At 56.7% G+C, this 26,616-nt stretch carries 24 protein-coding genes; 16 read left to right on the forward strand and 8 right to left on the reverse strand.

Annotated elements, in window-relative coordinates:
- Positions 1-81 precede the first annotated feature (81 nt).
- Positions 82-987, forward strand: coding sequence for a LysR family transcriptional regulator (locus tag AC0TNG_RS18665; protein ID WP_473712925.1), 906 nt, complete (start codon positions 82-84; stop codon positions 985-987).
- Between the two features lie 23 nt (positions 988-1,010).
- Here the strand turns inward: AC0TNG_RS18665 and AC0TNG_RS18670 are convergent, their stop codons facing one another.
- Both AC0TNG_RS18670 and AC0TNG_RS18675 read right to left on the reverse strand, forming a co-directional pair.
- Positions 1,011-1,439, reverse strand: coding sequence for an OsmC family protein (locus AC0TNG_RS18670; protein ID WP_023311893.1), 429 nt, complete (start codon positions 1,437-1,439; stop codon positions 1,011-1,013).
- A gap of 75 nt (positions 1,440-1,514) precedes the next feature.
- Positions 1,515-2,396, reverse strand: coding sequence for a LysR family transcriptional regulator (locus AC0TNG_RS18675; protein ID WP_061715076.1), 882 nt, complete (start codon positions 2,394-2,396; stop codon positions 1,515-1,517).
- 110 nt (positions 2,397-2,506) lie between these two features.
- Here AC0TNG_RS18675 and AC0TNG_RS18680 point away from each other — a divergent pair, with 110 nt between their 5' ends.
- The 12 genes from AC0TNG_RS18680 to AC0TNG_RS18735 all read left to right on the forward strand — a co-directional run bounded on the left by AC0TNG_RS18680 (position 2,507) and on the right by AC0TNG_RS18735 (position 16,439).
- A complete protein-coding gene (locus tag AC0TNG_RS18680) occupies positions 2,507-3,358 on the forward strand; it encodes a Vmh family MBL fold metallo-hydrolase (RefSeq protein ID WP_148768744.1) in 852 nt (283 codons plus the stop codon).
- A 231-nt stretch (positions 3,359-3,589) separates the two neighbouring features.
- Positions 3,590-3,805, forward strand: coding sequence for a biofilm-dependent modulation protein (gene bdm, locus AC0TNG_RS18685; protein ID WP_008501713.1), 216 nt, complete (start codon positions 3,590-3,592; stop codon positions 3,803-3,805).
- Positions 3,806-3,900: 95 nt separating this feature from the next.
- Positions 3,901-4,038, forward strand: a complete 138-nt coding sequence (sra, locus tag AC0TNG_RS18690) for a stationary-phase-induced ribosome-associated protein (protein WP_008501714.1) — start codon at positions 3,901-3,903, stop codon at positions 4,036-4,038.
- A gap of 176 nt (positions 4,039-4,214) precedes the next feature.
- A complete protein-coding gene (locus AC0TNG_RS18695) occupies positions 4,215-5,912 on the forward strand; it encodes an NAD-dependent malic enzyme (RefSeq protein WP_024909550.1) in 1,698 nt (565 codons plus the stop codon).
- 345 nt (positions 5,913-6,257) lie between these two features.
- Complete coding sequence (locus AC0TNG_RS18700) at positions 6,258-7,967, forward strand: ABC-F family ATP-binding cassette domain-containing protein (protein ID WP_473712926.1); 1,710 nt, start codon at positions 6,258-6,260, stop codon at positions 7,965-7,967.
- Positions 7,968-8,163: 196 nt separating this feature from the next.
- Positions 8,164-9,174 carry an alcohol dehydrogenase AdhP gene (gene adhP / locus AC0TNG_RS18705; protein ID WP_032647362.1) on the forward strand — a complete coding sequence of 337 codons (1,011 nt, stop codon included), beginning with the start codon at positions 8,164-8,166 and terminating at the stop codon, positions 9,172-9,174.
- A gap of 150 nt (positions 9,175-9,324) precedes the next feature.
- Positions 9,325-10,944 (forward strand): TIGR04028 family ABC transporter substrate-binding protein, encoded by a 1,620-nt coding sequence (locus AC0TNG_RS18710; protein ID WP_248164737.1) that lies wholly within the window; start codon positions 9,325-9,327, stop codon positions 10,942-10,944.
- Between the two features lie 10 nt (positions 10,945-10,954).
- Positions 10,955-11,899, forward strand: a complete 945-nt coding sequence (locus tag AC0TNG_RS18715; protein ID WP_473712928.1) for an ABC transporter permease — start codon at positions 10,955-10,957, stop codon at positions 11,897-11,899.
- Entirely contained in the window at positions 11,896-12,744 is an 849-nt protein-coding gene (locus AC0TNG_RS18720) for an ABC transporter permease (protein ID WP_024909557.1), read from the forward strand. Before AC0TNG_RS18715 ends, AC0TNG_RS18720 begins: the two co-directional genes overlap by 4 nt.
- Positions 12,744-14,351, forward strand: coding sequence for a dipeptide ABC transporter ATP-binding protein (locus AC0TNG_RS18725; protein WP_473712929.1), 1,608 nt, complete (start codon positions 12,744-12,746; stop codon positions 14,349-14,351). The genes AC0TNG_RS18720 and AC0TNG_RS18725 overlap by 1 nt, the downstream gene beginning before the upstream one ends.
- The gene (locus AC0TNG_RS18730) at positions 14,348-15,337 is read left to right on the forward strand and encodes a putative FMN-dependent luciferase-like monooxygenase (RefSeq protein ID WP_473712930.1); all 990 of its coding nucleotides are present in this window, start codon (positions 14,348-14,350) and stop codon (positions 15,335-15,337) included. The genes AC0TNG_RS18725 and AC0TNG_RS18730 overlap by 4 nt, the downstream gene beginning before the upstream one ends.
- A 10-nt stretch (positions 15,338-15,347) precedes the next feature.
- Positions 15,348-16,439, forward strand: a complete 1,092-nt coding sequence (locus tag AC0TNG_RS18735; RefSeq protein ID WP_473712931.1) for an alkylhydroperoxidase domain protein — start codon at positions 15,348-15,350, stop codon at positions 16,437-16,439.
- 6 nt (positions 16,440-16,445) lie between these two features.
- Here the strand turns inward: AC0TNG_RS18735 and araJ are convergent, their stop codons facing one another.
- The 3 genes from araJ to AC0TNG_RS18750 form a co-directional block, all read right to left on the reverse strand.
- Positions 16,446-17,621, reverse strand: coding sequence for an MFS transporter AraJ (gene araJ, locus AC0TNG_RS18740; RefSeq protein WP_473702520.1), 1,176 nt, complete (start codon positions 17,619-17,621; stop codon positions 16,446-16,448).
- A 189-nt stretch (positions 17,622-17,810) separates the two neighbouring features.
- On the reverse strand, positions 17,811-18,317 hold the full coding sequence (locus AC0TNG_RS18745; protein ID WP_024909562.1) for a YqhG/Tai3 family protein: 507 nt from the start codon (positions 18,315-18,317) through the stop codon (positions 17,811-17,813).
- Positions 18,317-18,685 (reverse strand): hypothetical protein, encoded by a 369-nt coding sequence (locus AC0TNG_RS18750; protein ID WP_024909563.1) that lies wholly within the window; start codon positions 18,683-18,685, stop codon positions 18,317-18,319. The genes AC0TNG_RS18745 and AC0TNG_RS18750 overlap by 1 nt, the downstream gene beginning before the upstream one ends.
- Before the next feature lie 264 nt (positions 18,686-18,949).
- Here AC0TNG_RS18750 and ppk2 point away from each other — a divergent pair, with 264 nt between their 5' ends.
- Positions 18,950-19,768, forward strand: coding sequence for a polyphosphate kinase 2 (ppk2, locus tag AC0TNG_RS18755; protein WP_024909564.1), 819 nt, complete (start codon positions 18,950-18,952; stop codon positions 19,766-19,768).
- Positions 19,769-19,826: 58 nt separating this feature from the next.
- Here ppk2 and fdnI read toward each other — a convergent pair whose 3' ends face one another.
- Genes fdnI through fdnG form a run of 3 tightly spaced genes read right to left on the reverse strand, consistent with a single transcriptional unit; the run spans position 19,827 to position 24,419 of the window.
- Positions 19,827-20,483: a formate dehydrogenase-N subunit gamma gene (gene fdnI / locus AC0TNG_RS18760; RefSeq protein WP_032645492.1), complete on the reverse strand. Its 657-nt coding sequence runs from the start codon at positions 20,481-20,483 to the stop codon at positions 19,827-19,829.
- Positions 20,476-21,360: a formate dehydrogenase subunit beta gene (gene fdxH, locus AC0TNG_RS18765; RefSeq protein WP_024909566.1), complete on the reverse strand. Its 885-nt coding sequence runs from the start codon at positions 21,358-21,360 to the stop codon at positions 20,476-20,478. The genes fdnI and fdxH overlap by 8 nt, the downstream gene beginning before the upstream one ends.
- Before the next feature lie 11 nt (positions 21,361-21,371).
- Positions 21,372-24,419: a formate dehydrogenase-N subunit alpha gene (gene fdnG / locus AC0TNG_RS18770; RefSeq protein ID WP_473712932.1), complete on the reverse strand. Its 3,048-nt coding sequence runs from the start codon at positions 24,417-24,419 to the stop codon at positions 21,372-21,374.
- A 221-nt stretch (positions 24,420-24,640) separates the two neighbouring features.
- Between fdnG and yddG the strand changes: the two genes are divergently transcribed.
- A complete protein-coding gene (gene yddG / locus AC0TNG_RS18775; protein ID WP_157189237.1) occupies positions 24,641-25,519 on the forward strand; it encodes an aromatic amino acid DMT transporter YddG in 879 nt (292 codons plus the stop codon).
- Between the two features lie 629 nt (positions 25,520-26,148).
- Positions 26,149-26,616 (forward strand): porin (locus AC0TNG_RS18780; protein ID WP_473712933.1); only part of this gene is annotated, 468 nt, incomplete at its 3' end.

Below are 26,616 nucleotides of genomic sequence, written 5' to 3' on the forward strand. Positions count from 1 at the left end.
ACTTTAGCCCTTGCGGGATTAGTGAAAAACCGGAAAAAATGAAAATGACTATTCACACACAGAAATAATCAGGGGAGCCTAATGGACCAGCTCATGGCGATGCGCGCTTTTACCCGGGTGGTGGAAACCGGCAGCTTTACCCGCGCGGCGGACTCGCTGAACATGCCCATCGCCACCCTGAGCAAGCTGGTGAAATCGCTTGAGGCGCATCTGGAGATACGACTCCTGCACCGGACGACTCGTCGGGTGGTCGCGACGCCGGAAGGGATGGATTACTATGAAAAAGCGCTCAGGGTGCTGATCGATATCGAAGATATCGACACCGCGTTTCGCGTTTCACGCTCGACGCCCAAAGGGCATTTGCGGGTTGACGTGGGCGGCTCCACCGCCCGGGACGTTCTTATCCCTCGGCTTCCGGATTTTATGCAGCGTTATCCGGAAATCCGCATCGACCTTGGGGTAGCCGACCGGCCGGTGGATCTCATTAGCGGTAACGTAGACTGCGTCATCCGCGGCGGCCCGCTGAACGACTCGACCCTCATCGCGCGCCATATTGGCAACGCTGAGATGGTCACCTGCGCGACGCAGGGCTACCTGAAAAACCATGGCGTTCCGGCCTATCCGCAGGAGCTGTGCAACGGCCACAAGCTTATCAGCTACCTTTCGCCCGTCACCGGGCGGGCATTTCCGTTTCGCTTCAGAAAAAACGGCGAGGCGCTGGAAATCAATATTCCGCATTATCTCGGCGTAAACGAAAGTAATGCCCATCTGGCGGCTGCCGCGGCGGGGCTGGGCATTGTGCAGACCTTTGAGTATTCGGCAAACGCGTATTTACAGGCGGGTACGCTGACGGCGATCCTGAGCGACTGGCGCCCCGCCGCCTACCCGTTTCATGTGGTTTACCCTCAGAACCGGCATCTGACGCACCGTCTTAAGGTGTTTATTGCCTGGCTGGCGGAGGTGTTTCCCGCCGCGCTTAAGGGATAGCCGGGCGTAAACCCGGCTGTGGCTTAGTTAAGTTTATAATCCAGCGTAATCTCAGCCTTCAGGAGCTGCGATACCGGACAGCCCGCTTTGGCTTTCTGAATAATACCGTCGAACTGCTGTGGGGCGATGCCCGGGACGGTTACCTTGCTTTTCAGGGCAACCTTCGTAATAGCAAAGCCGCCGTCGGTCTTATCCAGAGAGACGTCCGCAGTGGTATCAATAGAGTCAGCGGTATAACCCGCTTCGCCGAGCATCAGCGACAGCGCCATCGAAAAACAGGCCGCATGTGCCGCGCCGATCAGCTCTTCCGGGTTGGTCCCCTTTTCACCCTCAAAGCGGGTATTGAAACCATAAGGCTGCTGATTGAGAACGCCGCTCTCGGTGGAAACCGTCCCTTTACCGCGCTTAATGTCGCCAGACCAGTGTGCCGAACCGTGCTTATGAATAGTCATTCTTGCTCTCCTTTTGGCTTACAAAGGGTTAAGTATAGAAGGCTGTCCGGATTCTGCGGGCAAGACAGACGAGTCTTAGTCACTGAGTAAATGGTGCGCCAGCGCGTCAAGGAACACCCGCAGCGCGGCAGGCTGGTATTCACGGGACTGATAAATGCCATGGATGGCAAGCGGTTTCGGCTCCAGGGCCGCCAGTACCGGCACCAGTAATCCCTGCTCCAGCGCGGCAGACGCTTCGCGCTCCGGCAGCATGGCGATGCCGCAGTGCTTAATCGCCGCGTCCATCAGCAGCGAAGAGATGCTGGCGCTCAGGTTACCGCTGACGGCCACGCTCAGGCTTTCGCCTTCCGGCGTCAGGAAGTGCCAGGACTGCCCGGCGAAAAAGCTGTAGTGCAGGCAGTTGTGCTGCGCTAATTCTTCGGGGCTGACGGGGGTACCGTGCTGCGCCAGATAGTCCGGCGAGGCGCAAAGCACCGAGCGACATTCCCCCAGCCGGCGGGCAATCATGCCGGGTTCAGGGTTATCCGTAATGCGCACGGCGACGTCGATGCGCTCTCCCACCAGGCTGACCGGGTGGTTATTCACGTCCAGCTCAATGCGCAGCTGTGGGTAGCGCGAGAGCAGACCGGGCAGTACCGGCGCAATCAGGTGCATGGCGGTAAAGTGCGCGCAGGCCACCCGCAGCGTGCCGGACGGGAGATCTTTCTCCGACTGGCCTTCAATTTCCTGCGAAATCTGCGAGAGCGTCCGCGTTTTTTGCAGCACCTTTTCCCCTGCCGCGGTCAGCGTCAGCTTGCGCGTGGAGCGGTTTACCAGCCGCGTTCCCGCCCACTTTTCCATTTGTTCAAGGTAGCGGCTCACCATCGGTCGGGAAATGCCCAGCGCGCGGGCCGCCGCGCTCAAGCTTCCCAGCTCGCATATCCGGTTGTAGACCTGAGCGGCGATAACGCGATCCATATAAGCTCCATTTGCTCGATTTATGAAACTAAGCATGTCCTGTTTCAGGAATTCTGGCAAATGCGAATATCCGTACAATAGAGACATTCCTGAACAACAGAGACAACAGCATGAAATTCACTCACCTTGCCCTGCTTTCCACGCTTTTCACTCCGGCTGTTTTTGCCGCGCCGTTGAGCATTGATACCTATAACCCGCAGGAGAAAGGCATTTTCGCGGTCTCCTCCACGCTGGTTTCCGGCCCGAAAGAGGCTGTGCTGTTTGACGCGCAGTTCAGCGTGAAGGATGGCGAAGCGCTGGTAGAGAAAATTCGTCAAAGCGGTAAGACCCTGAACAAGATTGTGATCACCTCCGGCGATCCGGATTTCTATTTTGGCCTGCAGCCGCTGGTCAAAGCCTTCCCGAACGCCAAAGTGGTGGCCACGCAGCACGTGGTTGACCACATCAAGGCCACCAAAGACGCCAAGCTCGCCTTCTGGGGTCCGCAGATGAAAGACGGCGCGCCAACGGAGCTGGTCGTCCCGCAGGTGCTCGCCTCCACCACGTTTATGGTGGACGGGGAAAAGATCGATATCGAAGAGCCTGACAGCTACGCGGCCTATGTGTGGATCCCGTCAGCGAAAACCATCCTCGGCGGCACCGGGGTAGCCTGGGGGATCCACGTCTGGACGGCTGACACCCAGACGGCGGCAAGCCGTAAGCAGTGGCAGGAAACGCTGGTAAATATGGCGGCGCACAAACCCGAGCGCGTAATCCCGGGTCACTATCTGGGTACCCCGCCAGCCGGAGCGGGTGCGATTGATTTTACCCGCGACTATCTGCAGCGCTTTGAAAAGGCCTTATCCGTTCATAAAGATTCTGCAGGCGTCATCAGCACCCTGAAAAAACAGTATCCGAATCTGGCCGAAGAGAGCTCGCTGGAATTAAGCGCTAAGGTGAATACCGGCGAAATGAAGTGGTAATGTAAACTCTGCTCCTGCTATATTTCGTGATAGCAGGAGCACCGTCATAATATCTTCTCAACGCCACTTCAATTTCCCCCCACATTTCAAAAGCACACAAAAGCATACACTTATGTCATTTTTATTTCTAAGATGAATCTGAGCCACAACCGGGAAAATATTTGCCATTCTGTTTATGAATTAAATTTTTTGCGAGCCGTACCATTAAACAGACAACGACACGGAGGCAGCATGTTTACTTATTACCCGGCTAATACCGCAGCAGCACAACCTGAACTCGTTAACGCGATTGCGCAGGGTCTTCACGCCGAGCATGGTGCTGTGACTGAAGATGACATTTTGATGGAACTGACCAGGTGGGTGGAATCCACAGATAATGACATCCTCAGTGACATCTACCAGCAGACCATTAACTACGTTGTCAGCGGGCAAAACGCACCTTTGTAAAAACCTGCTAAGCTGGATCAGCAACCTAAGGGGTTACATTTCGTTTGCGTAAGCAAACTGGTCCTTAAAACTATCAACAGGATTGAGGAGTTAACATGAAATCGAACCGTCAGGCACGCCATATTCTGGGACTGAACTACAAGCTTTCTAATCAGCGCAAAGTGGTGATTGAAGGCGACCATGAAACGCAGGTCACTCACGCCACCGGCAGAAAACGCCACGCGGGCAAGTAAGTTCCAGACTGAGATCCAGAACACCATCGGTAATCCCGATGGTGTTTTTGTTTATGTGTTGCGGTAATTAATATTTAGCTCCTTTATAATACCGCCTGACCGCATCCCATCGCACAGGCCAGAAAGATGACAAACAGCAGTGTCAGGGACGGATCTTCATAAAAAGAGTGAGTGACATGGACAACAAACTGAAAAAACATCGTTCCTTATACATCCCATACGCCGGACCGGTTTTACTTGAGTTTCCCCTGCTCAACAAAGGCAGCGCCTTCAGCATGGAAGAGCGCAGCAGCTTTAACCTGCTGGGCTTACTGCCCGAAGTGGTTGAAACCATTGAAGAACAGGCAGAGCGCGCGTGGATCCAGTACCAGGGTTTCAAAACCGAAATCGACAAACACATCTACCTGCGTAACATTCAGGACACCAACGAAACCCTCTTCTATCGCCTGGTGCAAAACCATCTCGAAGAGATGATGCCGGTGATCTACACCCCAACGGTAGGTGCGGCGTGCGAGCGTTTCTCAGAGATCTACCGACGCTCCCGCGGGGTATTCATCTCTTATCAGAACCGTCACAACATGGACGATATTCTGCAGAACGTGCCGAACCACAATATCAAAGTGATTGTGGTGACCGACGGCGAACGTATTCTCGGCCTCGGCGACCAGGGCATTGGCGGGATGGGGATCCCCATCGGTAAGCTCTCTCTTTACACCGCCTGTGGCGGCATCAGCCCGGCGTATACCCTGCCGGTGGTGCTGGACGTTGGCACCAACAACCAACAGTTGCTCAACGATCCGCTCTATATGGGCTGGCGCCACCCGCGCATTACCGACGATGAGTACTATCAGTTTGTCGACGATTTCATTCAGGCCGTGAAGCACCGCTGGCCGGACGTTCTGCTGCAGTTTGAAGACTTCGCGCAGAAAAACGCGATGCCGCTGCTGAACCGCTATCGCGATGAGATCTGCTCCTTTAACGATGACATCCAGGGCACCGCATCCGTGACCGTGGGTACGCTTATCGCCGCCAGCCGCGCAGCCGGCAGCCAGCTGAGCTACCAGAAAATCGTCTTCCTGGGCGCAGGCTCTGCGGGCTGCGGTATTGCCGAGCAGATTATCGCCCAGACGCAGCGTGAAGGGTTAAGCGAAGAGCTGGCCCGCTCCCGCGTCTTTATGGTTGACCGTTTCGGCCTGCTGACCGACGGTATGCCAAACCTGCTGCCGTTCCAGACCAAGCTGGTGCAGAAGCGCGAAAACCTGAAAAACTGGGATACCGACAACGAAGTCCTTTCCCTGCTGGACGTAGTGCGCAACGTGAAGCCGGATATTCTGATCGGCGTTTCCGGGCAAACCGGTCTCTTTACCGAAGAGATCATTCGCGAGATGCACAAGCACTGTGAGCGCCCTATCGTGATGCCGCTGTCTAACCCGACTTCCCGCGTGGAAGCGACGCCGCAGGACATCATCGCCTGGACCGAAGGTAACGCGCTGGTCGCGACTGGCAGTCCGTTCGATCCGGTGGTGTGGAAGGATAAAACCTATCCGATTGCCCAGTGCAACAACTCGTACATCTTCCCGGGCATTGGTCTGGGGGTGATCGCATCCGGCGCGTCCCGCATTACCGACGAAATGCTGATGTCGGCGAGCGAAACCCTTGCGGGTTACTCTCCGCTGGTCAATGACGGAGAAGGGCTGGTGCTGCCGGAACTGAAAGACATTCACAAGGTGTCCCGCGCCATCGCGTTTGCGGTAGGTAAAATGGCGCAGCAGCAGGGCGTGGCGGTGAAAACCTCTGCCGACGCGCTGCAGCAGGCCATCGACGACAACTTCTGGAAGCCTGAATACCGTAGCTATCGCCGTACGTCGATTTAATCCGCACCACCCTAACCCTCTCCCCACCGGAGAGGGTCAGGGTGAGGGCACCAGACCGCACCATCGAATACCCACTAGCCAAACCCCTTTTCCCCCGCTACACTCCCTTCATCCATCAACCCACTGAATATATAAGGAGGCCAATTATGCTGTACTGTGAAATTTTCAATGTTTCACATACATTTGGTGATCGCACCAGCTCAAGCGTTATCGGTATCGTGCTGCGATAACTTCTGCTTGAGCGAAGACACCAACCCCTGAAATCCCTTCTCTCGGGCTTACTGAGTTATCGTCAGCGATGTTTGACGAGGCATAAACATGCCTGTAACTCTTGGGTAAGCAACAATGAGCACTTTACTCACTGCACAATCTTTACGCGTTGATACGGCGTTTGGCACGCTCTTCGACTCACTCTCCTTTACGCTGAAAAAAGGCGACCGCATTGGCCTGCTGGGCGACAACGGCTGCGGCAAAAGTACGCTGCTGAAGGTGCTGGACGGCACGGATTCCCCTGCCGCCGGAACGGTAGCACTGGCCGGGCACTGCCTGATGGCGCGCGTGGAGCAACATCTCCCGGACGCTATTTTTCCGCTGACCATGCTGGATGCCGTCCTGGCCCAGTTGCCCTCAACTGAACGGGACAGTCTGCGCTGGAAAGCCGAAACGCTGCTGGCAAGCATGGGCTTCACGCCGCAGGATATGATGCTGCAATCCGCCACGCTGAGCGGCGGACAGCACACCCGCCTGCTGCTGGCACGGGCACTGATTCACGAGCCGGACCTGCTCCTGCTGGATGAACCCAGCAACCACCTGGACCTCCCGACCATGCTCTGGCTGGAACACTTCCTACAGAACTGGTCGGGCAGCTTTGTGCTGGTCTCGCATGACAGACAGCTGCTGGATGCCGTCACCAACGGCAGCTGGATCCTGCGCGATAAAACGCTGCACTACTTTGCCCTTCCCTGCACGGCCGCCCGCAAGGCGCTTGAAGCAAAGGATGAAAGCGATGCCCAGCGCCACAAGGCCGAGCAAAAGGAGATCGATCGCGTGACCGCCAGCGCGAAGCGGCTGGCGACCTGGGGCAAGGTTTACGACAACGAAGACCTGGCCCGCAAAGCCAAACAGATGGAAAAACAGGTCGAACGGCTGAAGGAGAGCCAGACGGCGCTCACGGCAGGCAGCCCGTGGACGTTAACTCTGCGCGGCGACGCGCTGCGGGCTGACCGTCTGCTGGAGATGGAAAATCTCAGCGTCCCGCCTGCGCCCGGGCTACCGCCGCTGTTTAACATCGACATGGCGCGGCTGAAAAGCGGCGATCGCGTAGCGATTGTCGGGCGTAACGGCTGCGGCAAATCGTCGCTGATGAGGCTTATCTGGCAACAATTTGCTGATGAGTCCGCAGACAGCGGGTTGAAAATCCATCCGCGCGTGTCGCCAGGCTATTACGACCAGACGCTTCATCAGCTGCCGGATGACGCCACGCTGCTCGACGCGCTGGAACCTTTCGCGCCGGATCCGCAGAACCGCAAAATGGCCCTGATAAGCGCCGGTTTCCCGTGGGCGCGTCACGGGCAAACGGTCAGCACGCTCAGCGGTGGTGAACGTTCGCGCCTGCTGTTCGTTGGCCTGACGCTCGCCCGCTATAGCCTGCTGATGCTGGATGAGCCGACCAACCACCTCGACATGGAAGGCAAAGAGGCGCTGGCGCACACTCTTCAGCAGTTCGAAGGCGGCGTCCTGCTGGTCAGCCACGATCGTCAATTAATTAGCCAAAGCTGCAACCGTTTCTGGCTGATTGAAGAGGGAAAGCTGAGCGAGTGGCACGATGCAGAAGCGGTGTTTGAGCGTCTGCGTGAAAGCGCGGGGCTTATGACATCCGCTGCGCCCGCTGTCGCCGCGACGATTCAATCCTCGCCGTATGACGATCTGCTGGAGCGGCTGGTCGCGCTGGAAACGCTGCTGGAAGACGATCTGGCGCGTAAGCCGAAGCATCAAAAGCCGCAGCTACAGGCGCAATGGCGTAAAGAGATAGAGGAGATAGAAGCACAGCTGTAAGTCTGCGCCCGGCGATCATCTCGCCGGGCCAGAATTTTCCCCCTTAATTATTAGAGGAACGCCGTATTCTTAATCTGAAATCGAATCAAATGATGACATTATGTTGCCGCAGCCTTGCATTACCAGGCTAATGTATTAATCCTTAAGAGGTACTACACCTGCTATGCAGATTCTTATCATGAACAAGGAGATACACATGAAGGCTGCTGTTGTCACTCAGGATCACCAGGTCAACGTTACCGAAAAAACCTTACGCCCGCTAAAGCACGGGGAAGCCCTGCTGAAGATGGAGTGCTGTGGCGTATGCCATACCGACCTCCACGTGAAGAACGGTGATTTCGGCGATAAAACCGGGGTTATCCTGGGCCATGAAGGGATTGGTATCGTAAAAGAAGTCGGCCCTGGCGTGAAGTCGCTGAAAGTCGGCGACCGCGCAAGCGTGGCCTGGTTCTTTGAAGGCTGTGGCCACTGCGAATACTGTAATACCGGCAACGAAACCCTGTGCCGTGACGTGAAAAACGCCGGTTACTCCGTTGACGGCGGGATGGCGGAAGAGTGCATCGTCACCGCAGATTACGCGGTAAAAGTACCGGACGGTCTGGATTCGGCGGCGGCCAGCAGCATCACCTGCGCTGGCGTCACCACCTATAAAGCAGTGAAGGTGTCGGGTATTAAACCGGGCCAGTGGATTGCGATTTACGGGCTGGGCGGGCTGGGCAACCTCGCGCTGCAGTACGCCAAAAACGTCTTTAACGCCAAAGTCATCGCCCTTGACGTTAACGACGAACAGCTGAAGCTGGCGGCCAGCATGGGTGCGGATCTCACCATCAACTCCCGCAGCGAAGATGCCGCTAAAATTGTGCAGGAGAAAACCGGCGGCGCGCATGCCGCAGTTGTCACTGCCGTCGCAAAAGCCGCCTTCAACTCAGCCGTTGATGCCGTGCGTGCCGGTGGCCGCGTGGTCGCCGTTGGCCTGCCGCCGGAAGCCATGAGCCTCGACATTCCGCGCCTGGTGCTGGACGGCATTCAGGTAGTGGGTTCGCTGGTTGGCACCCGTCAGGATCTGCAGGAAGCCTTCCAGTTCGCCGCTGAAGGCAAGGTCGTGCCGAAAGTCACGATGCGCCCGATCGAGGACATCAACGCCATCTTTAAAGAGATGGAACAGGGCCAGATCCGCGGCCGTATGGTGATTGACCTGCGTTCATAATCACCCACCGTTCAATTACCGCTCCTGACAGGGGCGGTTTTTTTATAGCCATTTTCCGGCAATCCTTATCTTAATTCCTTTGTTCCCTTGTTTTCCCCCGCGCCCGATGATGAATCCGACGCTAACAAGAAGATAACAAAGGAATTCACCATGCAAACCCCATTTCGTCTGCCGCTGCTGACGGCGCTGATTCTGACGACAACCGCAGCCTGGTCCGCGGATGCGCCCGTCAAAGGCGGCACGCTGATTTATCTGGAGCAACAGGCGCACACCAACCTCTATCCGCCTGCCGGTGGCTTTTACCCGAACGGCGGCATTCTGAACCAGATCACCGACAAACTGACGTGGCAGAACCCAAAGACGCTGCAGGTGGAACCGTGGGTAGCCGAAAGCTGGACCACCAACGCCGATAAAACCGAATACACCTTTAAAATTCGCCCCGGCATCACCTTCTCCGACGGCACGCCGCTGGACGCCAACGCCGTAGCAAAAAACTTTGATACCTACGGCTTAGGTAACAAGGCGCAGCGACTGCCGGTGTCAGAAGTGATCAATAACTACGATCGCAGCGAAGTGGTCGATCCGCTGACCGTGAAGTTCTACTTCAAAAAACCGTCGCCTGGGTTCCTGCAGGGCACCGCCACAATCGGGTCGGGCCTGGTCTCGCTCAGCACGCTGAAGCGCAACTTTGAAGAGCTGGGTGACGCCCGGCATATCATTGGCTCTGGCCCGTTTGTGGTGAAGGACGAGAAGCTGGGTCGCGAAGTGACGCTGGAAGCGCGTAAGGACTACCAGTGGGGGCCGAAAAATCTGGCGCAGCAGGGGCCAGCCAATCTTGACGGCATCAAGTTTATCGTGACTCAGGAAGACAGCGTGCGCGTCGGCGCCCTGCTGGCCGGTCAGGCCGACTTTATTCGCCAGGTGCAGGCGTATGACGAAAAGCAGGCGACAGACCAGGGCTATAAAATCTACGCCGCCCCGACGCGCGGGGTGAATGACAGCATCAGCTTCCGCCCGGATAACCCGCTGGTCTCTGATATTCGCGTACGCCAGGCGCTGCTGCATGCCACCAATGCAAAGCAGGTGGTCGAGACCCTCTTCTCGGCCAACTATCCGCAGGCGAAGTCGGTGATTGCCGATTCCGCCGCTGGCTTTGTCGATCTCAGCGATAAATTGACCTTTGACCCGGCTAAAGCCAACCAGCTGCTGGACGAGGCGGGCTGGAAAGCGGGTGGCGACGGGATCCGCGCCAAAGACGGCCAGCGGCTGGCGCTGACGGTGTATGAATCCCTGCCGCAGCCACAAAATAAAGAGGTGCTGCAGCTGGTTGCCCAGCAGTGGCGACAGGTGGGCGTGGCGCTGAGCGTTAAAGCCGGTGACGCAGGCAGCCGCACGCTGGATAACCTTGATCCGCTGAAAACCCCGTTAACCGTCTCCGAAGTTGGCCGCGCCGATCCGGACGTGGTGAAAAGCATGTTCTACCCCGCTAACCGCGACGCGCTGCTGCAAAAAGGCGGCTCCAGCGACAAGGTCAAAAGCTTCCGTGACGACAAGCTGAATGAACTGCTGGTGAACATTTCTGCTGAAGTCGATCCGAAAAAACGCCTGCAGCTGACCGGCGATGCCCAGCGCTACCTGCTGGATAACGCCTACGTCATTCCAATTTTCGAAGAGCCGCAGGTCTTTGCCGGTGCGCCGTGGCTGAAAGGCGTCAATTTTGAAGCGGTCGGCCGCCCGTCGTTCTACGGCGCGTGGATTGAGAAACACTGAGGAGCTGACGATGCGCCACGCACTTCTTCAACGCTTTGTGCACGGGCTGCTGGTACTGTGGGCCGCCTTTACCCTCTCGTTCGTGTTGCTCCAGGTGCTGCCGGGCGACGCGGTGCTGATTAAATTTCAGAACCCGGACCTGGGCTTGAGCCCGGCGCAAATCGAGGAGATGCGCGTGGCCTACGGCGCGGACAGCCCGCTGTGGCAGCAATACGGCCATACGTTGCTGGCGATGCTGCGCGGGGATTTCGGCTATTCGTTACAGGCCGGGGTGCCGGTCAGCGAGCTGATTGCCAGCAATCTGCCAGATACCCTGAGCCTCGCCCTGCCTGCGTTTGTACTGGCGGTCCTGCTGGCGTTTGCGCTGGCCTTTGCATCGCGCCTGCCGGGTCTGCGCTGGCTGAGTAATACCCTGCAGTCGCTGCCGGTCCTGTTTATCTCTTTACCGACGTTCTGGCTGGGGATTGCCCTCATCCAGCTCTTTTCTTTCCAGCTGCGGCTGATTCCGGTGATTAACCCGACGCCGCTGCAGGGGCTGATCCTGCCGATTGTGACCGTCGCGATCCCGATTTCCGCCCCGCTGGCGCAAATTCTGATGCGCAGCCTGGACCAGGTGGCGACGCAGCCGTTTGTCGCCGTCGCCCGGGCCAAAGGGCTGAGTGAAACCGCCGTCCTGTGGCGTCACGTTACCGGCAACGCCCTGCTGCCGGTCCTGAATATTGCCGGATTGCTGCTGGGCGAGCTGATTGCCGGGGCGCTGATCACGGAAACCGTTTTTGGCCGCAGCGGGCTCGGGCAGCTGACCCAGCAGGCGGTGAATAACCAGGATATCGCCGTGCTTCAGGCGGTCGTGATGATTTCCGCCCTCGGTTTTGTCCTGATCAATCTGCTGGTGGATCTGCTGATGCCTCTGTTGGATCCCCGCCTGCAAACCGTTACCGGAGGTGCATCATGAGTCTGGTCGATTACGCTGCCGCCGCGCGAAAACGCGTTCCAGCGTGGCAGGGAGTGGAATGGCAGCCCGGACTGTGGCTGGCATGGGCGGTGATTATTATCGCTCTTTTTGCCGCCGTGGCGCCCGGCCTGTTAACCCACTACAGCCCGATTGAGGGCATCGCCGGCGCACAGCGCCTGGCGCCTCAGGCGGGCCACTGGCTCGGCACCGATCAGCTTGGCCGCGATGTTTACACCCGTATTGTCTACGGTGCGTCCCACTCCCTGAGCGCGGCGCTCGCTGCCGTCACGATGGGGCTGGTGGTAGGCACCGGCCTGGGGGTCATCGCCGGGGCGTTCGCCGGACGCGTCGAGTCTCTGCTGATGCGTTTTGTCGACGTGCTGTTGTCCATCCCGTCTCTGCTGCTCTCGCTGACGGTCATTATTCTGCTCGGGTTTGGCACCGTTAACGCCGCGATTGCCGTGGGCGTTGCCTCCATTGCCAGCTTCGCCCGCCTCGCGCGCGGTGAAGTCGTGCGCATCCGGCACACGGATTATGTCGAGGCGGCGTTTGGCAGCGGTGGGACGTTTTTCGCCGTGCTGTGGCGACACATCCTGCCCAACGCGTTAACCGCCGTCCTCGCCTTTGCCACGCTGCAGTTTGGTCAGGCCATCCTGGCGCTCTCCACGCTGAGTTTTCTCGGTTACGGTACCCCGCCGCCCGTGCCGGAATGGGGCTTATTGATTGCCGAAGGCCGTAACTATCTCTCTACCGCCTGGTGGTTAACCACCTTCCCCGGCGTCGTCGTCATCGCCGTGGTGCTGGCCACCAACCGTATCAGCCAACAGTTCAGCGGAGGTCGCTAATGACCGTTCTCTCAGTGGAAAATTTGACGATCAGCTACCGCACCGCACGCCAGTGGAGAGAGGTGGTGCATAACGTCAGCTTCACGCTCGGGCGAGGGGAAATGCTGGCGTTTGTCGGTGAATCCGGATCCGGTAAAACGACCACGGCACAGGCGATCATTGGTCTGCTGGCCGATAACGCCCGCCGTGATGCGGGAAAAATCGTGCTCAACGGCGAGGAGATTAGCCGGTGGTCCGCTAAGCGTCTCGATACCCTTCGCGGGGCGCGAATTAGCCTGGTTCCGCAGGATCCGGGTAATTCACTCAACCCGGTGAAGACCATCGGCGCGCAGGTCGGGGAGATTATTCAGCTACACCAGAAAGTGGCCCGCGCCGAGCGCGACGAGCAGGTGCTCGCCCTGCTGATAAAGGTCGGACTGAGCCACCCCGAACAGCGCATGACGCAGTATCCCCATCAGCTCTCCGGCGGTATGAAACAGCGCGTGTTGATTGCCATCGCCATTGCCCTGCGCCCGGACGTAATCGTTGCCGATGAGCCCACCAGCGCGCTGGACGTGACGGTGCAAAAACGCATTCTCGATCTGCTGGATATCCTGCGGCGGGAATCGGGCACTGCCGTTCTGTTTGTCACCCACGATCTGGCCCTGGCCGCCCAGCGCGCGGACAGGCTGCTGGTTTTTCGCGATGGCGAAATTCAGGAGCAAGGCAGCACCGTCGATATTGTCCGTACGCCGCAGCACGCCTACACCCGTCAGCTGCTGAGCGATCTCCAGGGCCAGCGCCTGACCATTGCCCCGGTATCAGGTCTTCCGCTCGCGTCACCGGCCATTCGCGCTCGCGCCATCAGCAAACAATTTTCGCTGGGCAAAGGTCATCAGCTTCAGGCGCTGGATCGGGTGACGTTTGACGTCAGGCGCGGCAGTACGCATGCGCTGGTCGGTGAATCCGGCTCCGGGAAGACCACCCTCGCCCGTATTTTGCTGGGTTTTGAACAGGCCGACAGCGGACAGGTCATCATTGACGATATCGATGCCACCACACTCAGCCGCGAGGCCCGTCGTCAGCTGCGCCAGAAGATCCAGTTTGTCTACCAGAACCCGTTTGCCTCTCTCGACCCGCGTCAGACGCTGTTTGACATCATCGAAGAGCCCCTGAAGAACTTTTCTCGCCTCGGTAAGGCTGAGCGAAAGGTTCGGGTGGAGACCGTGGCCCAGCGGGTTGCCCTGCCCGTCGAACTCCTGGGCCGCACCGCCCGGGAACTTTCAGGCGGACAGCGTCAGCGCGTGGCCATCGCCCGGGCGCTGATCCTGGAGCCGACCATTCTGGTGCTGGACGAAGCCACCTCCGCGCTGGACGTCACCGTGCAGGCGCAGATTCTGGCTCTGCTTCAGCAGCTGCAGCAGCAGCTGGGTTTGACCTACCTCTTTATCACGCACGATCTGTCTACCGTCCGCCGGATCGCCCACAGCGTCACGGTGCTGCGCAGCGGTCAGGTGGTCGAACAGGGCGACGTCGGAACCTTATTCGCATCGCCGCAGAACGATTATACCCGCGAGCTGATTGACGCCATTCCCCATTTTTCACCCGCTACGGAGGAGTTCGCATGACGCGAAAACGCCTGGGATTTTTCACCCGCCTGCTTGACGACGCTACGCCGAAGGAGCGCTATCGTCTGGCAACTGAACAGATCCGCCACGCCGAACGCCACGGTTTTGACAGCGCCTGGATTGCGCAGCACCACTTCCACGAAACTGAAGGCGGACTGCCGTCGCCGCTGCTGTTTCTGGCGCACGTAGCCGCACATACCGAAACCATCCGCCTGGGTACGGCCATCATTACCCTGCCGATGGAAAACCCGCTCCGCGTCGCAGAAGATGCCGCCGTGCTCGATTTACTCGCCAATGGCCGTCTTGAAGTCGGTTTTGGTTCGGGCGGCACGCCGACCTCATTTCTGCCGTTCGGCCTGACGTTTGAGGCGCGTGGCGCGGCCTTTGCCGACCATCTGCATGTGATCCAGAGCGCCTGGCGCGGGGATTCGCTCACCCATCCGGATAACCACCTTTACCCGCCAGCGCCACAGCTGGCCGACCGTATCTGGATTGCCACCTTTTCGGTCGACGGTGCCGTTCGCGCCGCGCGGGCCGGACACGGTTTAATGCTCTCCCGCACGCAGCCGCGCCCGGCAGACCAGTTGGATTTAACGCTCGACGCGATCCAGAACCCTATTGTGGATGCCTACCTTGAGGCGCTGCCCGCGGGCATCGCACCGCGCATTCTGGCTTCCCGTACGGCATTCGTCGCCGACAGCGACGACTATGCGCTCAAGGTCGCCACACCGGGTCTGACGAAACAAGCCCAGCAGCATCGCGCCGCCGGGCACGCGGTTAAAGGTGACACCGTCACCGATTTTCGTCACCAGTTCGACGCCCATATCGGTTCGCCCGAGACGGTGCTGCGCTCGCTGCAGGCCGATTCCGTTCTCCGGCGCGCCACGGACATCTCATTCCAGGTCCATTCGGTCGAGCCCACCCATCGCGACACCCTGCGCTCCATCGAACTGATCGCTGAACATATTGCCCCCCATATACGTTGAGGAGATACCTATGTCATTAAGTCACGACATTCTCGCCGAGCTGGCGGAAATTAAACCCGGTTCCCCTCTGGCAGAGGCGCGCGCCACGCGTGATGCCGCCACTCGCCACGCGCAGGGCAGCTACGAAATCCTGTTTAGCCAGCAGGATGATGATATTGCACTCGACGAGCGCTTCGCCGTGGCGGCAAAAGTCGCCAGGTGGCACGGCGCGGAGGCGCTGGCCGCACACTATGCGGGGTTTGGTCTGGCCGACCCCACCTCTGAACGTCTGACCCCGGCGCTCAATTTCGCGCGCCTGCTGACCTTCTCCCCCGTCGAAGCCACGCCGACATCGTTAAGGGCGCTGACCCAGGCGGGATGGAGCAAGGAAGGTATCGTGACCCTGGCGCAGCTTATCGCGTTTGTCAGCTTCCAGAGCCGACTGATTGCCGGGCTGCGGCTGCTGAACGACAAACCCGTCGCCAAAAGCGAAGCGCCGGTGGCGGCAGGCGTCTGGCACACGACCGCAACCACGGCCACCGGGAAGGCGGCTCCCGTCGCGTTTACCCAGCAGGAGCTGGGATGGGAGCCATGGATAGCAGCAAAACCGCTGGCGGATTTTCGTGACGATGAGGTTGCCATCCTTGCAAAATTTGGCCATACCGATTCCGACTATTTCCGCCTGCTGGGGCGCAACCTGCCGGTGCTTGAACAGCGTACGCTAACGGATAAAGGGATTTTTTATACGCCGGGGGGATTGCCGCGCGCCGAGCGCGAGCTGGCGGCAACGGTCACCAGTAAAATTAACGGCTGCATCTACTGCGCATCTGTCCATGCGCGGAAAGCCAGCCAGCTGTCAAAGGATGACCCGGCGGTAGAGGCCCTGCTGGCCGTGCGTCCGGGACAATCCCTGAGCGAGGGACAATCTGCGCGCTGGCAGTCAGAAATCGATTTTGCAGCGGCGCTGTCGGTTACCCCGCCTGCCGCCACGCCGCTGCACCTTGCCGCGCTGGAAAAAGAGGGGCTGGACACCTTAGCCCAGCTTGATCTGGTGCAGTCCGCCGCATTCTTCGCCTGGGCCAACCGCCTGATGCTGACCCTGGGTGAGCCCTGGCTTGCCTGAATTCAATCAGGCTAGCGCACGCGCGTTAGCCTGAGCCCGTCTGGCCCGCAGGTAACCGTAGATCAACAGCGCGCTCATGGCCGAGAACGAGAGTATCGCCGCAGGCAGCGTGACGTAGCGCCAGCTAAAGCCGAGGGTAATCATCATCCCGCCAAAGTACGCCCCGATCGCGCTGCCGAGATTAAACGCCATCTGCCCCCCTGCCGCCCCCAGCATTTCGCCGCCCTTCGCATTTTGCAGAAGCAGGATCTGCAGCGGCGCAGAGAGCGCGAACAGCCCGGCACAGCAGATAAAGCCCATGATCAGCGAGGCCGTTTTGAGTTCACCACAGGCGAAAAGCAGCAGCAGCGAGGCGACAATCACCATGTCGGTGGTCGCCGCAATGCGCAGCGGGCTAAAACGCCCCGAGAGTTTGCCGCTCAACAGGTTGCCCAGCACCATGCCAAGCCCCATCAGCATCATGATGATCGTCATCACGCCTTCGGTGAAGCCTGAAACGTTGACCATAAACGGTTTAACGAAGCTGAACCACGCGAACACCCCGGCGTTGCCAAACATGGTGGCGGCAAAAATCAGCCAGGGTTCTGGTTTTTTCAGAAAGTGGAACTGCTCGGTCAATTTGATTTCTGATGTGTCGTGGATGTCCGGCACCCAGAGCAGAACCGAGAGGATCACCAGCGCGTCGAACACCGCAATCAGGAAAAAGGTATAACGCCAGCTGAACTGGTGCCCCAGCCAGGTGCCGAGCGGGACGCCTACCAGGTTGGCCACGGTCATCCCGGCGATCATTCCCGCCACTGCGACCGTCACCTTCCCCGGCGGCGCAATTTTAGAGAGGATAATCGCCCCGACGCCGAAAATCGCGCCGTGCGGAAAACCGGAAATTAAGCGTCCCGTCGCCAGCCAGAAATATGATGACGAAAAGGTAAACAGGGCGTTCCCCACCGCGCACAGGGCAACCAGAAACAGCAGCGTCGTTTTTAACGAGAACTTGCCTGAGAACAGCGCCATAATCGGGGCGCCAATCACCACGCCGAAGGCATAAAACGAGATCATATTCCCGGCGGAGGGAATCGAAATACCGGTGTCATGCGCCAGCTCGGTTAACACGCCCATAATGCCAAATTCGGCCATGCCCAGGCCAAATGTGCCAAGCGCCAACGATAATATTGTCTTTTTCATACCTCAACCACGGGTTAATCACTCGCAGCGGGCATTATTGAATAATCTTGTATGGTGAGCCAGTTCAAATCAGCTGGCTGACAGGTTCATCCATTGATTCAGGAATTTTCTCCAACTGCTACGCCGTGGGAATGGAAAACAAAAAGCCCCGGCATGTGTCAGGGCTTGAAAGGATTTGAGGTGTAGCTTTTACAGTGCGCTTTCTGCCGTTGCTTTAGCGCGTGTAATAGCACCAGCGCTGAAAATAGGGTGCTCGTGATTGTTCGTTATGTCTCGGACGCGGTAGATTTTCCATGCATCATCTTCACGACGAAGAAAAACCTCAAGGTGGATGCTTCTCCCGTTACCCGCGCCCTCAATGACCTGGACTACTTCACCGTTTAAAAATGGCCTGGCGTTTTCAACTCGTAACGAAGGTATCCATTCGCGAGAGTAATCCTGGGTATACGTAAAATAGTCAGACTCTATTAACTCTTGTTCTGAGATTTCCTGAATGACATTAATGCGAGCAATAGTATCAGCAGAAACATATTTACGCAGTTCGTCGACAGGATAAGGCCTGGCTTCATCGCTGCCGAATACGGAAAGATAGGATTTATAAAATGATTCGGTAACGTCTTGCGCGCTATGATCTTGATTGGCAGCCGAACTACACCCCACCAGCAATATAACGAATGATAGAAATATTCTTTTCATCAATGCATCCTGTAAATTTTAAAGGATGGTTGCATTTTGCGGTAACCTGGCCCTGGATACATGCTTTTTTGAACAAAATCAGAAATCCACTGCTTACCGTCATACATAGTCATGTGACCTATGCCATTTCCACCAGGGTATGGCTGTATCACAGCCACATCGCCAGAAATTAACGTTGAACCGGGCGGCAGCTCACTGAATCCAGCACGTAATAATTCCGCCCCATAATCTTTTGCATAATCTGTGTTTGCTACCTTAACACCGCCAGCCAGAATGGCCAGGCGGGTAAACTTAGCACATTCACTATGAGAGCGCCCCAGAGCGTGTGAACGTAGATACGAAACCGCAGTTTCTTTATTCCAACTCATTCTTAGTTCCTTTAAGTAAGTAAATAAAAATCAATTATTACATTAACCATGAATAGAGAAAGGGATTAAAAATGCTGATTTTATTGCATCCGCTGCTTTCTAATAGGGGAATAGGTGCTTAGCACCTTCGTGAATACCTCATTATCGGCTTAAAAAAGTGTCGTGAAATTAATTACCTAAAAACAATACGTTTAATATCAGGTGGATTACACTTCATGGTGCGGCCTCGCTTTTTCCGCGCCGGACAACCTGAGGATGACAATCATGGGAAGCAAAAAGAAAACCAATGTCGCTGTAGATGTCGTAACGAATGCACCGCTTAAGACCAAAGAGTACGAAAAAGAGCTTCGTCGCCTGCACGTTGAACTGGTTAAGCTCCAGCAGTGGGTCGTCGCTAAAGGACTCAAAGTGTGTATTGTTTTTGAAGGACGCGACGGTGCCGGTAAAGGCGGCACCATCAAAGCGATCACCGAGCGAGTCAGCCCTCGCGTGTTTCGCGTTGTTGCGCTCCCTGCCCCAACTGAAAAAGAAAAAAGCCAGCTCTACTTCCAGCGCTATGTGCCGCACCTGCCTTCGGCAGGCGAGATCGTGATATTCGATCGCAGCTGGTATAACCGCGCGGGCGTTGAGCGGGTTATGGGGTTCTGCACGGAGGAACAGGTGGAGAAATTTTTGGATGGCGCACCGGTGATGGAAAAAGCGATGGTCGATGCCGGGATTATCCTGCTGAAGTACTGGCTGGAGGTGACGCCTAAAGAGCAAGAGCGTCGCCTGCGCGACCGTATTAACGATGGTCGTAAGATCTGGAAGCTATCGCCGATGGATATTAAATCCTTTAACCTGTGGGACGAGTATACCCTCGCGCGCGACGCCATGTTTGAAGCCACCGATACCGCCTGGGCGCCGTGGTTTGTGGCACGTTCAGAAGATAAAAAACGCGTGCGACTGAATATTATTTCGCACCTGCTTTCGCAGATCCCGTATAAAGAAATACACGTCGACAAGGTGGATTTACCGAAACGCAAAATCGGCAAAGTCAAACCCACAAAATACCCATTCCGGTATGTGGAAGAGCGGTTTTGATTTGAAGAGTAGGCCCGCGCAAGCGCAGCGCCGCCGGGCAGAGCCGACGGCGCAGGGTTTACTTCAATCCTTCCGTACTTTCCTGTTTCGCTTCCAGACGCTCCACATCACGATACCAGCGCGGATGATGCTTCTGCGCCCAGCGGCGGCTCACCTTCCCTTCAATCATCCCTTTAATCGAGCCTTTCACCCAGAAGGCCATATACATATGGATCAGGATGGCGTGGATCAGGATGATGGCCGACGTGGCGTGGATAAGCAGCGCGTAACGCACCACCTGAATCGGGAAGTAGTGGGCAAAGTACGGACGCCAGATAATGACTCCGGTCACCAGCAGCACAAAAATCATGCTCATGATGGTCCAGAACATCATCTTCTGGCCGGCGTTGTATTTCCCCACCTTCGCCACTTTATGCTCGTGACCTTTCAGGACTTCAACAATCCCTTTCACCCACGGGATATCCTGCTTGTCCGGGATGTTGTGATGAACAAAACGCACGAACATAAACATCAGCACCACAAAGATCAGCACGCCGAAGAATGGGTGCAGAATGCGCCCCATCTGCGGCGTACCGAAGGTTTCGGTCAGCCACTGCAGCGTCGGGAAGAAGAACGAAATCCCCGACACCGCCACCAGGAAGAAGCAGATCACCACCGTCCAGTGACAGGCGCGATCGACAAACTTCGTGCGCACTATCATTTTCGACTTACTCATGATGCTCCTCCTCGTCGTCATCCACCTCTTTGTTTGGCCCAATACCGATGTAGTGATAAATCAGCCCCGCAAAGGTCGCGATAAAGCCCGCCGCCGAGAGCGGTTTAAGCGCCCCTTTCCACAGGTTAATGGAGGTGTCGATCGCCGGATCCTTCGGCAGATTGTGGTACAGCTCCGGCTGGTCGCTATGGTGCAGCACATACATCACGTGGGTACCGCCCACGCCCTGCGGGTTGTAAATGCCCGCGTTGTCGTAGCCCCGTGCTTTGAGCTTATCGACGCGCTGCTGCGCCACGTCCAGCATCTCTTTTTTGGTGCCGAAGTGGATCGCCCCGGTGGGACATGTCTTCACGCACGCAGGCTCCTGCCCGACGCTGACGCGGTCCACGCACAGGGTGCATTTGTATACCCGGTTATCCTCTTTATTGAGGCGCGGAATATTAAACGGACAGCCCGCGATGCAGTACCCACAGCCGATGCAGTTGTCCTGCTGGAAGTCGACGATCCCGTTGGCGTACTGAATAATCGCGCCCGCTGAAGGGCACGCCTTCAGGCAGCCCGGATCTTCACAGTGCATGCAACCATCTTTGCGGATCAGCCACTCCAGCCTGCCGTTCTGGTCGGTTTCGCTAAAACGCATCACCGTCCAGGATTTGGCGCTCAGATCCGCCGGATTGTCGTAGACACCCACGCAGTGCCCGACCTCATCGCGGATATCGTTCCACTCTGAGCACGCTACCTGGCAGGCCTTGCAGCCCACGCAGGAGGAGACGTCGATAAGCTTGGCGACTTCTGCCTTGTAGTCCCGCGCGCGAGGCGCGGGCGTTATCGGGTTAGTCGCGGAGCGTTTGATAATGTCTTGTGTTTCCATTGCCATTGAATCGCTCCTTACGCTTTCTCGATGTTGACCAGAAACGCTTTGTATTCCGGCGTTTGCGAGTTGGAATCGCCGACGTTTGGCGTCAGGGTGTTAGCGATGTAGCCTTTCTGCGCCACACCTTCAAAGCCCCAGTGCAGCGGGATACCGACGGTTTCCACCTGCTGCCCGTACACGTTCAGACTTTGCAAACGACGGGTCACCACCGCCACCGCGCGAATAAAGCCGCGCTTGCTGCTGACCTTCACGCGGTCGCCGTTGGCAATGCCTTTCGCCTTCGCCAGCGTCTCGCTGATCTCCACAAACTGCTCCGGCTGCGCGATGGCGTTCAGCCGCGCGTGCTTGGTCCAGGTGTGGAAATGCTCGGTCAGGCGATAGGTCGTCCCCACGTACGGGAATTTGTCCTTTTTGCCCAGACGCAGCGCGTCGTCTTCGTAGATACGCACCACCGGGCTGGAGACCACGTTCGGGTGCAGCGGGTTGGTGCCCAGCGGCGTCTCCATCGGCTCGTAGTGCTCCGGGAACGGCCCTTCCGCCAGCTTGTTGAGCGCAAACAGGCGCCCCAGCCCTTCCGGCTGCATGATAAACGGCCCGGTGTTGCTGCCCGGCGCGGCGGTGTTGTAGTCCGGGATATCGTTCCCCGTCCATTTCGCCCCGTTCCACTGGATCAGCATGCGCTTCGGATCCCACGGCTTGCCGTTTACGTCTGCAGACGCGCGGTTGTACAGCACGCGACGGTTCAGCGGCCACGCCCATGCCCAGCCCAGCGTATTGCCCAACCCGGAAGGGTCAGCGTTGTCACGGTTGGCCATCTGGTTACCCTGCTCCGTCCAGCTGCCGGTGTAGATCCAGCAGGACGACGCCGTCGTGCCGTCGTCGCGCAGCAGCGCGAAGCTGTTCAGCAGCTGGCCTTTCTTCGCCACCAGATTGCCGTTAGCATCATAGAGATCCGCCAGCGCCATGCCGTTGTTCTCTTTCGCGACTTCTTCAGACTCGGGACGATCCGGCTGCTTGTAGCTCCAGCTCATCTTCAGCAGCGGCTCAGCGCCTTTACCGCCTTCGGTGCGGTACATCTCGCGCAGGCGATGGTAAATCCCGGCAAGGATTTCGCCATCGTTACGCGCTTCGCCCGGGGCGTCCTGGCCTTTCCAGTGCCACTGCAGCCAACGGCCGGAGTTGGCTATCGAGCCGTCCTCTTCCGCAAAACAGGTGGACGGCAGGCGGAACACTTCGGTCTGAATCGATGCCGGGTCGACATCGTTCGATTCCCCGTGGTTCTGCCAGAAGGTGGAGGTCTCGGTCACCAGCGGATCGATCACCACCATGTACTTCAGCTTGCTGAGGCTACGCACAACCTTGTTTTTGTCCGGGAAGGAGGCCACCGGGTTAAAGCCCTGGCAGATGTAGCCCGTGACGTTGCCCTTATCCATCATGTTGAAATACTTGATGACATCGTAAGCCTGGTCCCACTTCGGCAGCCACTCATAGCCCCAGTCGTTCTCTTTCTGCGCCGCGTCGCCGTAGAAGGATTTCATCAGGCTGACGTAGAACTTCGGATAGTTGCTCCAGTAGTTCACCTGGTCCGGCAGCGTCGCTTTTGGCGTATTCGCCGCCAGATAACTTTGCAGATCCGTCTGCTTTTCAGACGGCAGCGTCAGGTAGCCCGGCAGGCTGGTCGAGAGCAGACCGAGGTCGGTCAGCCCCTGGATGTTGGAGTGACCGCGCAGCGCGTTCACGCCGCCACCCGCCATGCCCATGTTGCCGAGCAGCAGCTGGATCATCGCCATGGTGCGGATGTTCTGCGCGCCAACGGTATGCTGCGTCCAGCCCAGCGCGTACAGGAACGTGGTGGTTCTGTCGGCGGCGCTGGTTGAGGCCAGCACTTCACACACCTTCAGGAAATCCGCTTTCGGCGTGCCGCAGATGTTTTCCACCACGTCCGGCGTATAGCGGGAAACGTGCTGCTTCAACAGGTTCCACACGCAGCGCGGATGCGTCAGGGTTTCATCCCGCATCGCATAGCCGTTATCATCGAACTGATAGTTCCAGGACGCTTTGTCGTACTGCCGTTTTTCGGCGTCATAGCCGCTAAACAGTCCGTCATCGAAGGCAAAGTCATCCCGCACCAACAGGTTCGCGTTGGTGTAGTGCTTAACGTATTCCGCGTTAATGTTGTTGTTTTCGATCAGGTACAGCAGCACGCCGGACAGGAACGTAATGTCCGTACCGGAGCGAATTGGCGCATAGATATCGGCCACCGATGCCGTGCGCGTAAAGCGCGGATCGACGACGATAAGCGTCGCATCGTTGTTGTTTTTCGCCTCCATCGCCCAGCGGAACCCCACCGGATGGGCTTCAGCGGCGTTACCGCCCATCACCACCACGACGTTCGCGTTTTTGATATCAACCCAGTGGTTGGTCATCGCACCGCGACCAAATGTTGGAGCAAGACTTGCTACCGTTGGTCCGTGTCAGACGCGCGCCTGGTTGTCTACCGCCAGCATGCCGAGAGAGCGCACAAATTTTTGCGTCAGCATGCCGGTTTCATTACTTGCCGCAGACGCGCACAGCATCCCGGTGGAAAGCCAGCGGTTAACCGTTACGCCCTGCGCGTTCTTTTCTATAAAGTTGGCGTCGCGGTCGGCTTTCATTAATTTGGCAATACGGGAGAAGGCCTCATCCCAGGAGATACGCTGCCATTTATCAGAACCCGGCGCGCGGTATTCCGGGTAACGCAGGCGATTTTCGCTGTGAACATAGTCCAGCAGCCCCGCCCCTTTCGGGCAAAGCGCCCCGCGGCTCACCGGATGATCCGGATCCCCTTCAATATGGTAAATCGCTTCTCTGGCGTTCTTTGCGCCATCGCCCAGGCTATACATCAAAAGCCCACAACCTACGGAGCAGTATGTGCAGGTGTTACGGATCTCTTTCGCGCGCAGCAGCTTATAGTTGCGTGCCTGAGCCAGCGCCATTTTGGGAGCAAATCCCAGCATGGCTGCCGTTGTTCCGGCCATACCGCCCGCGCAGATTTTAAAAAATTGTCTGCGGCTGACGTCCATTGTTGTCCTCGTTATCTGAAAACATTTCGCGCCGCAAACTAACAGCAAAGCCCCTGATTTTTTTGCGTCAAATCAAGGTCATCTGTCTTCCCCCCCTTAATAGTCACCCCCGGTACATTTCATTACCCCTTTTTGATTAAAGGCTTAAGAGAATAATTCACGACAGCGACAGGCGTAATGCGATACATTTTTCCTTTGATTTTTATTGCAATGGCGAAGTAATGGACAGAAAAAAGGCAACGCTTATTGGGCTGGCGGCAATACTGTTATGGAGCACCATGGTCGGCCTTATTCGCAGCGTGAGTGAGGGACTGGGGCCGGTAGGCGGTGCGGCGATGATCTACACCCTCAGCGGATTACTGTGTCTGGTGACGGTAGGATTTCCTGATATCAGACGGTTTTCACCGCGATATCTTATTGCGGGCAGCGTTTTATTTGTCAGCTACGAAATATGCCTGGCGCTGTCGCTGGGCTATGCCGCAACGCGATCGCAGGCGATTGAAGTCGGTATGGTGAATTACCTTTGGCCAAGCCTGACCATTGTGTTTGCCATTTTGTTCAACGGACAGAAATCTACCCTGTGGGTGATCCCCGGCCTGGTCATTTCGCTGCTGGGCGTCTGCTGGGTATTGGGCGGTGAACAGGGTTTACATCTTGATGAAATAACCCGCAATATCGTTTCCAGCCCGCTGAGCTACGCGCTGGCGTTTGCCGGGGCCTTTATCTGGGCCGCCTACTGCACGGTCACCAGCAAATTTGCGAAAGGACAAAACGGCATCACCCTGTTTGTTTTACTGACCGCGCTGAGTCTGTGGGTGAAATATACCCTGAGCGATCAGCCAGAGATGGTGTTCACGCTTCCGGTGGTGGTGAAACTCGTCATGTGCGGCATTGCCCTTGGGTTTGGGTACGCCACATGGAATATTGGCATCCTGCACGGTAACGTCACGGTTCTGGCTGCCGTATCCTATTTTACCCCGGTCCTTTCAGCCGCGCTTGCCGCCGCAGTGCTGAGTTCCCCCCTCTCATTCTCGTTCTGGCAAGGCGCCCTGATGGTCTGCGCCGGGTCGTTACTCTGCTGGTACGCAACAAGAAAATAATGCTTTCTCGCACGGCCGGGTAAATTTCAACCCGGCAACATAATTAACATAAATTTAAAGTGTGATCGCACCTCAGAATATTTATCCTAATAATAGGATGTCTGTTTAATTTCGGTTTATATTTGGCACCTTCTGTAAACGCTCAACAAGATAATTGACACAAACTGACAACGACATGAAACTAGTCAACCATGAATATTAACACTATGGATAGCGTTGAATGTAATAATTCAATTCTGACACATCCATGCAAATATTCGCAATATACGTTTAAACCCTCCCCTAACTCACTGTTATTAAGCCCAAAAACTAATGGCACCCCCTCAACACATCGGGAATACCGAAATCTAACTTAATATACTAAAACTCACAGAAATTATAGCGATGGCAATAGTCCCGCAGATAACATAATTAATAATCGTATAAAATTCGGGCGCTTTGTTTGAATAATCGCCTTTTCACACGATCGAGATCACACTAATTGAAATTACCTTTAATAATTTGAAACTTATTATTGAAATAAGACTACGAGATTTTTAAAAATAGCATGCCATTGACGAGCAGCCTCGTTTAGAAATCGTTCACAGTGGTTCAGGAAATACTGAAAAAAATTATAAGGAACATTTAAGATGAAACTTAAATTAGTTGCAGTGGCAGTCACTTCCATGCTGGCAGCAGGCGTTGTTAACGCTGCCGAAATTTACAACAAAGACGGTAACAAGCTGGATCTGTACGGTAAAGTAACAGGTCTGCACTATTTCTCTGATGACGCAGGCGCAGATGGCGATAAAACCTACATGCGTATCGGCTTCAAGGGTGAAACCCAGGTTAACGATCAGCTGTCCGGCTACGGCCAGTGGGAATACCAGATTCAGGGCAACCAGGAAGAAGGCGACAACAAGTCCTGGACCCGTGTTGCGTTTGCAGGTCTGAAGTTTGCTGAAGCTGGCTCCTTTGATTACGGTCGTAACTACGGCGTAATCTACGACGTAACTTCCTGGACTGACGTTCTGCCAGAATTTGGCGGCGATACCTACGGCGCTGACAACTTCCTGCAGCAACGTGCTAACGGCGTCGCGACCTACCGTAACCAGGAC

The organism is Enterobacter sp. PL_is514 (genome assembly GCF_055816715.1).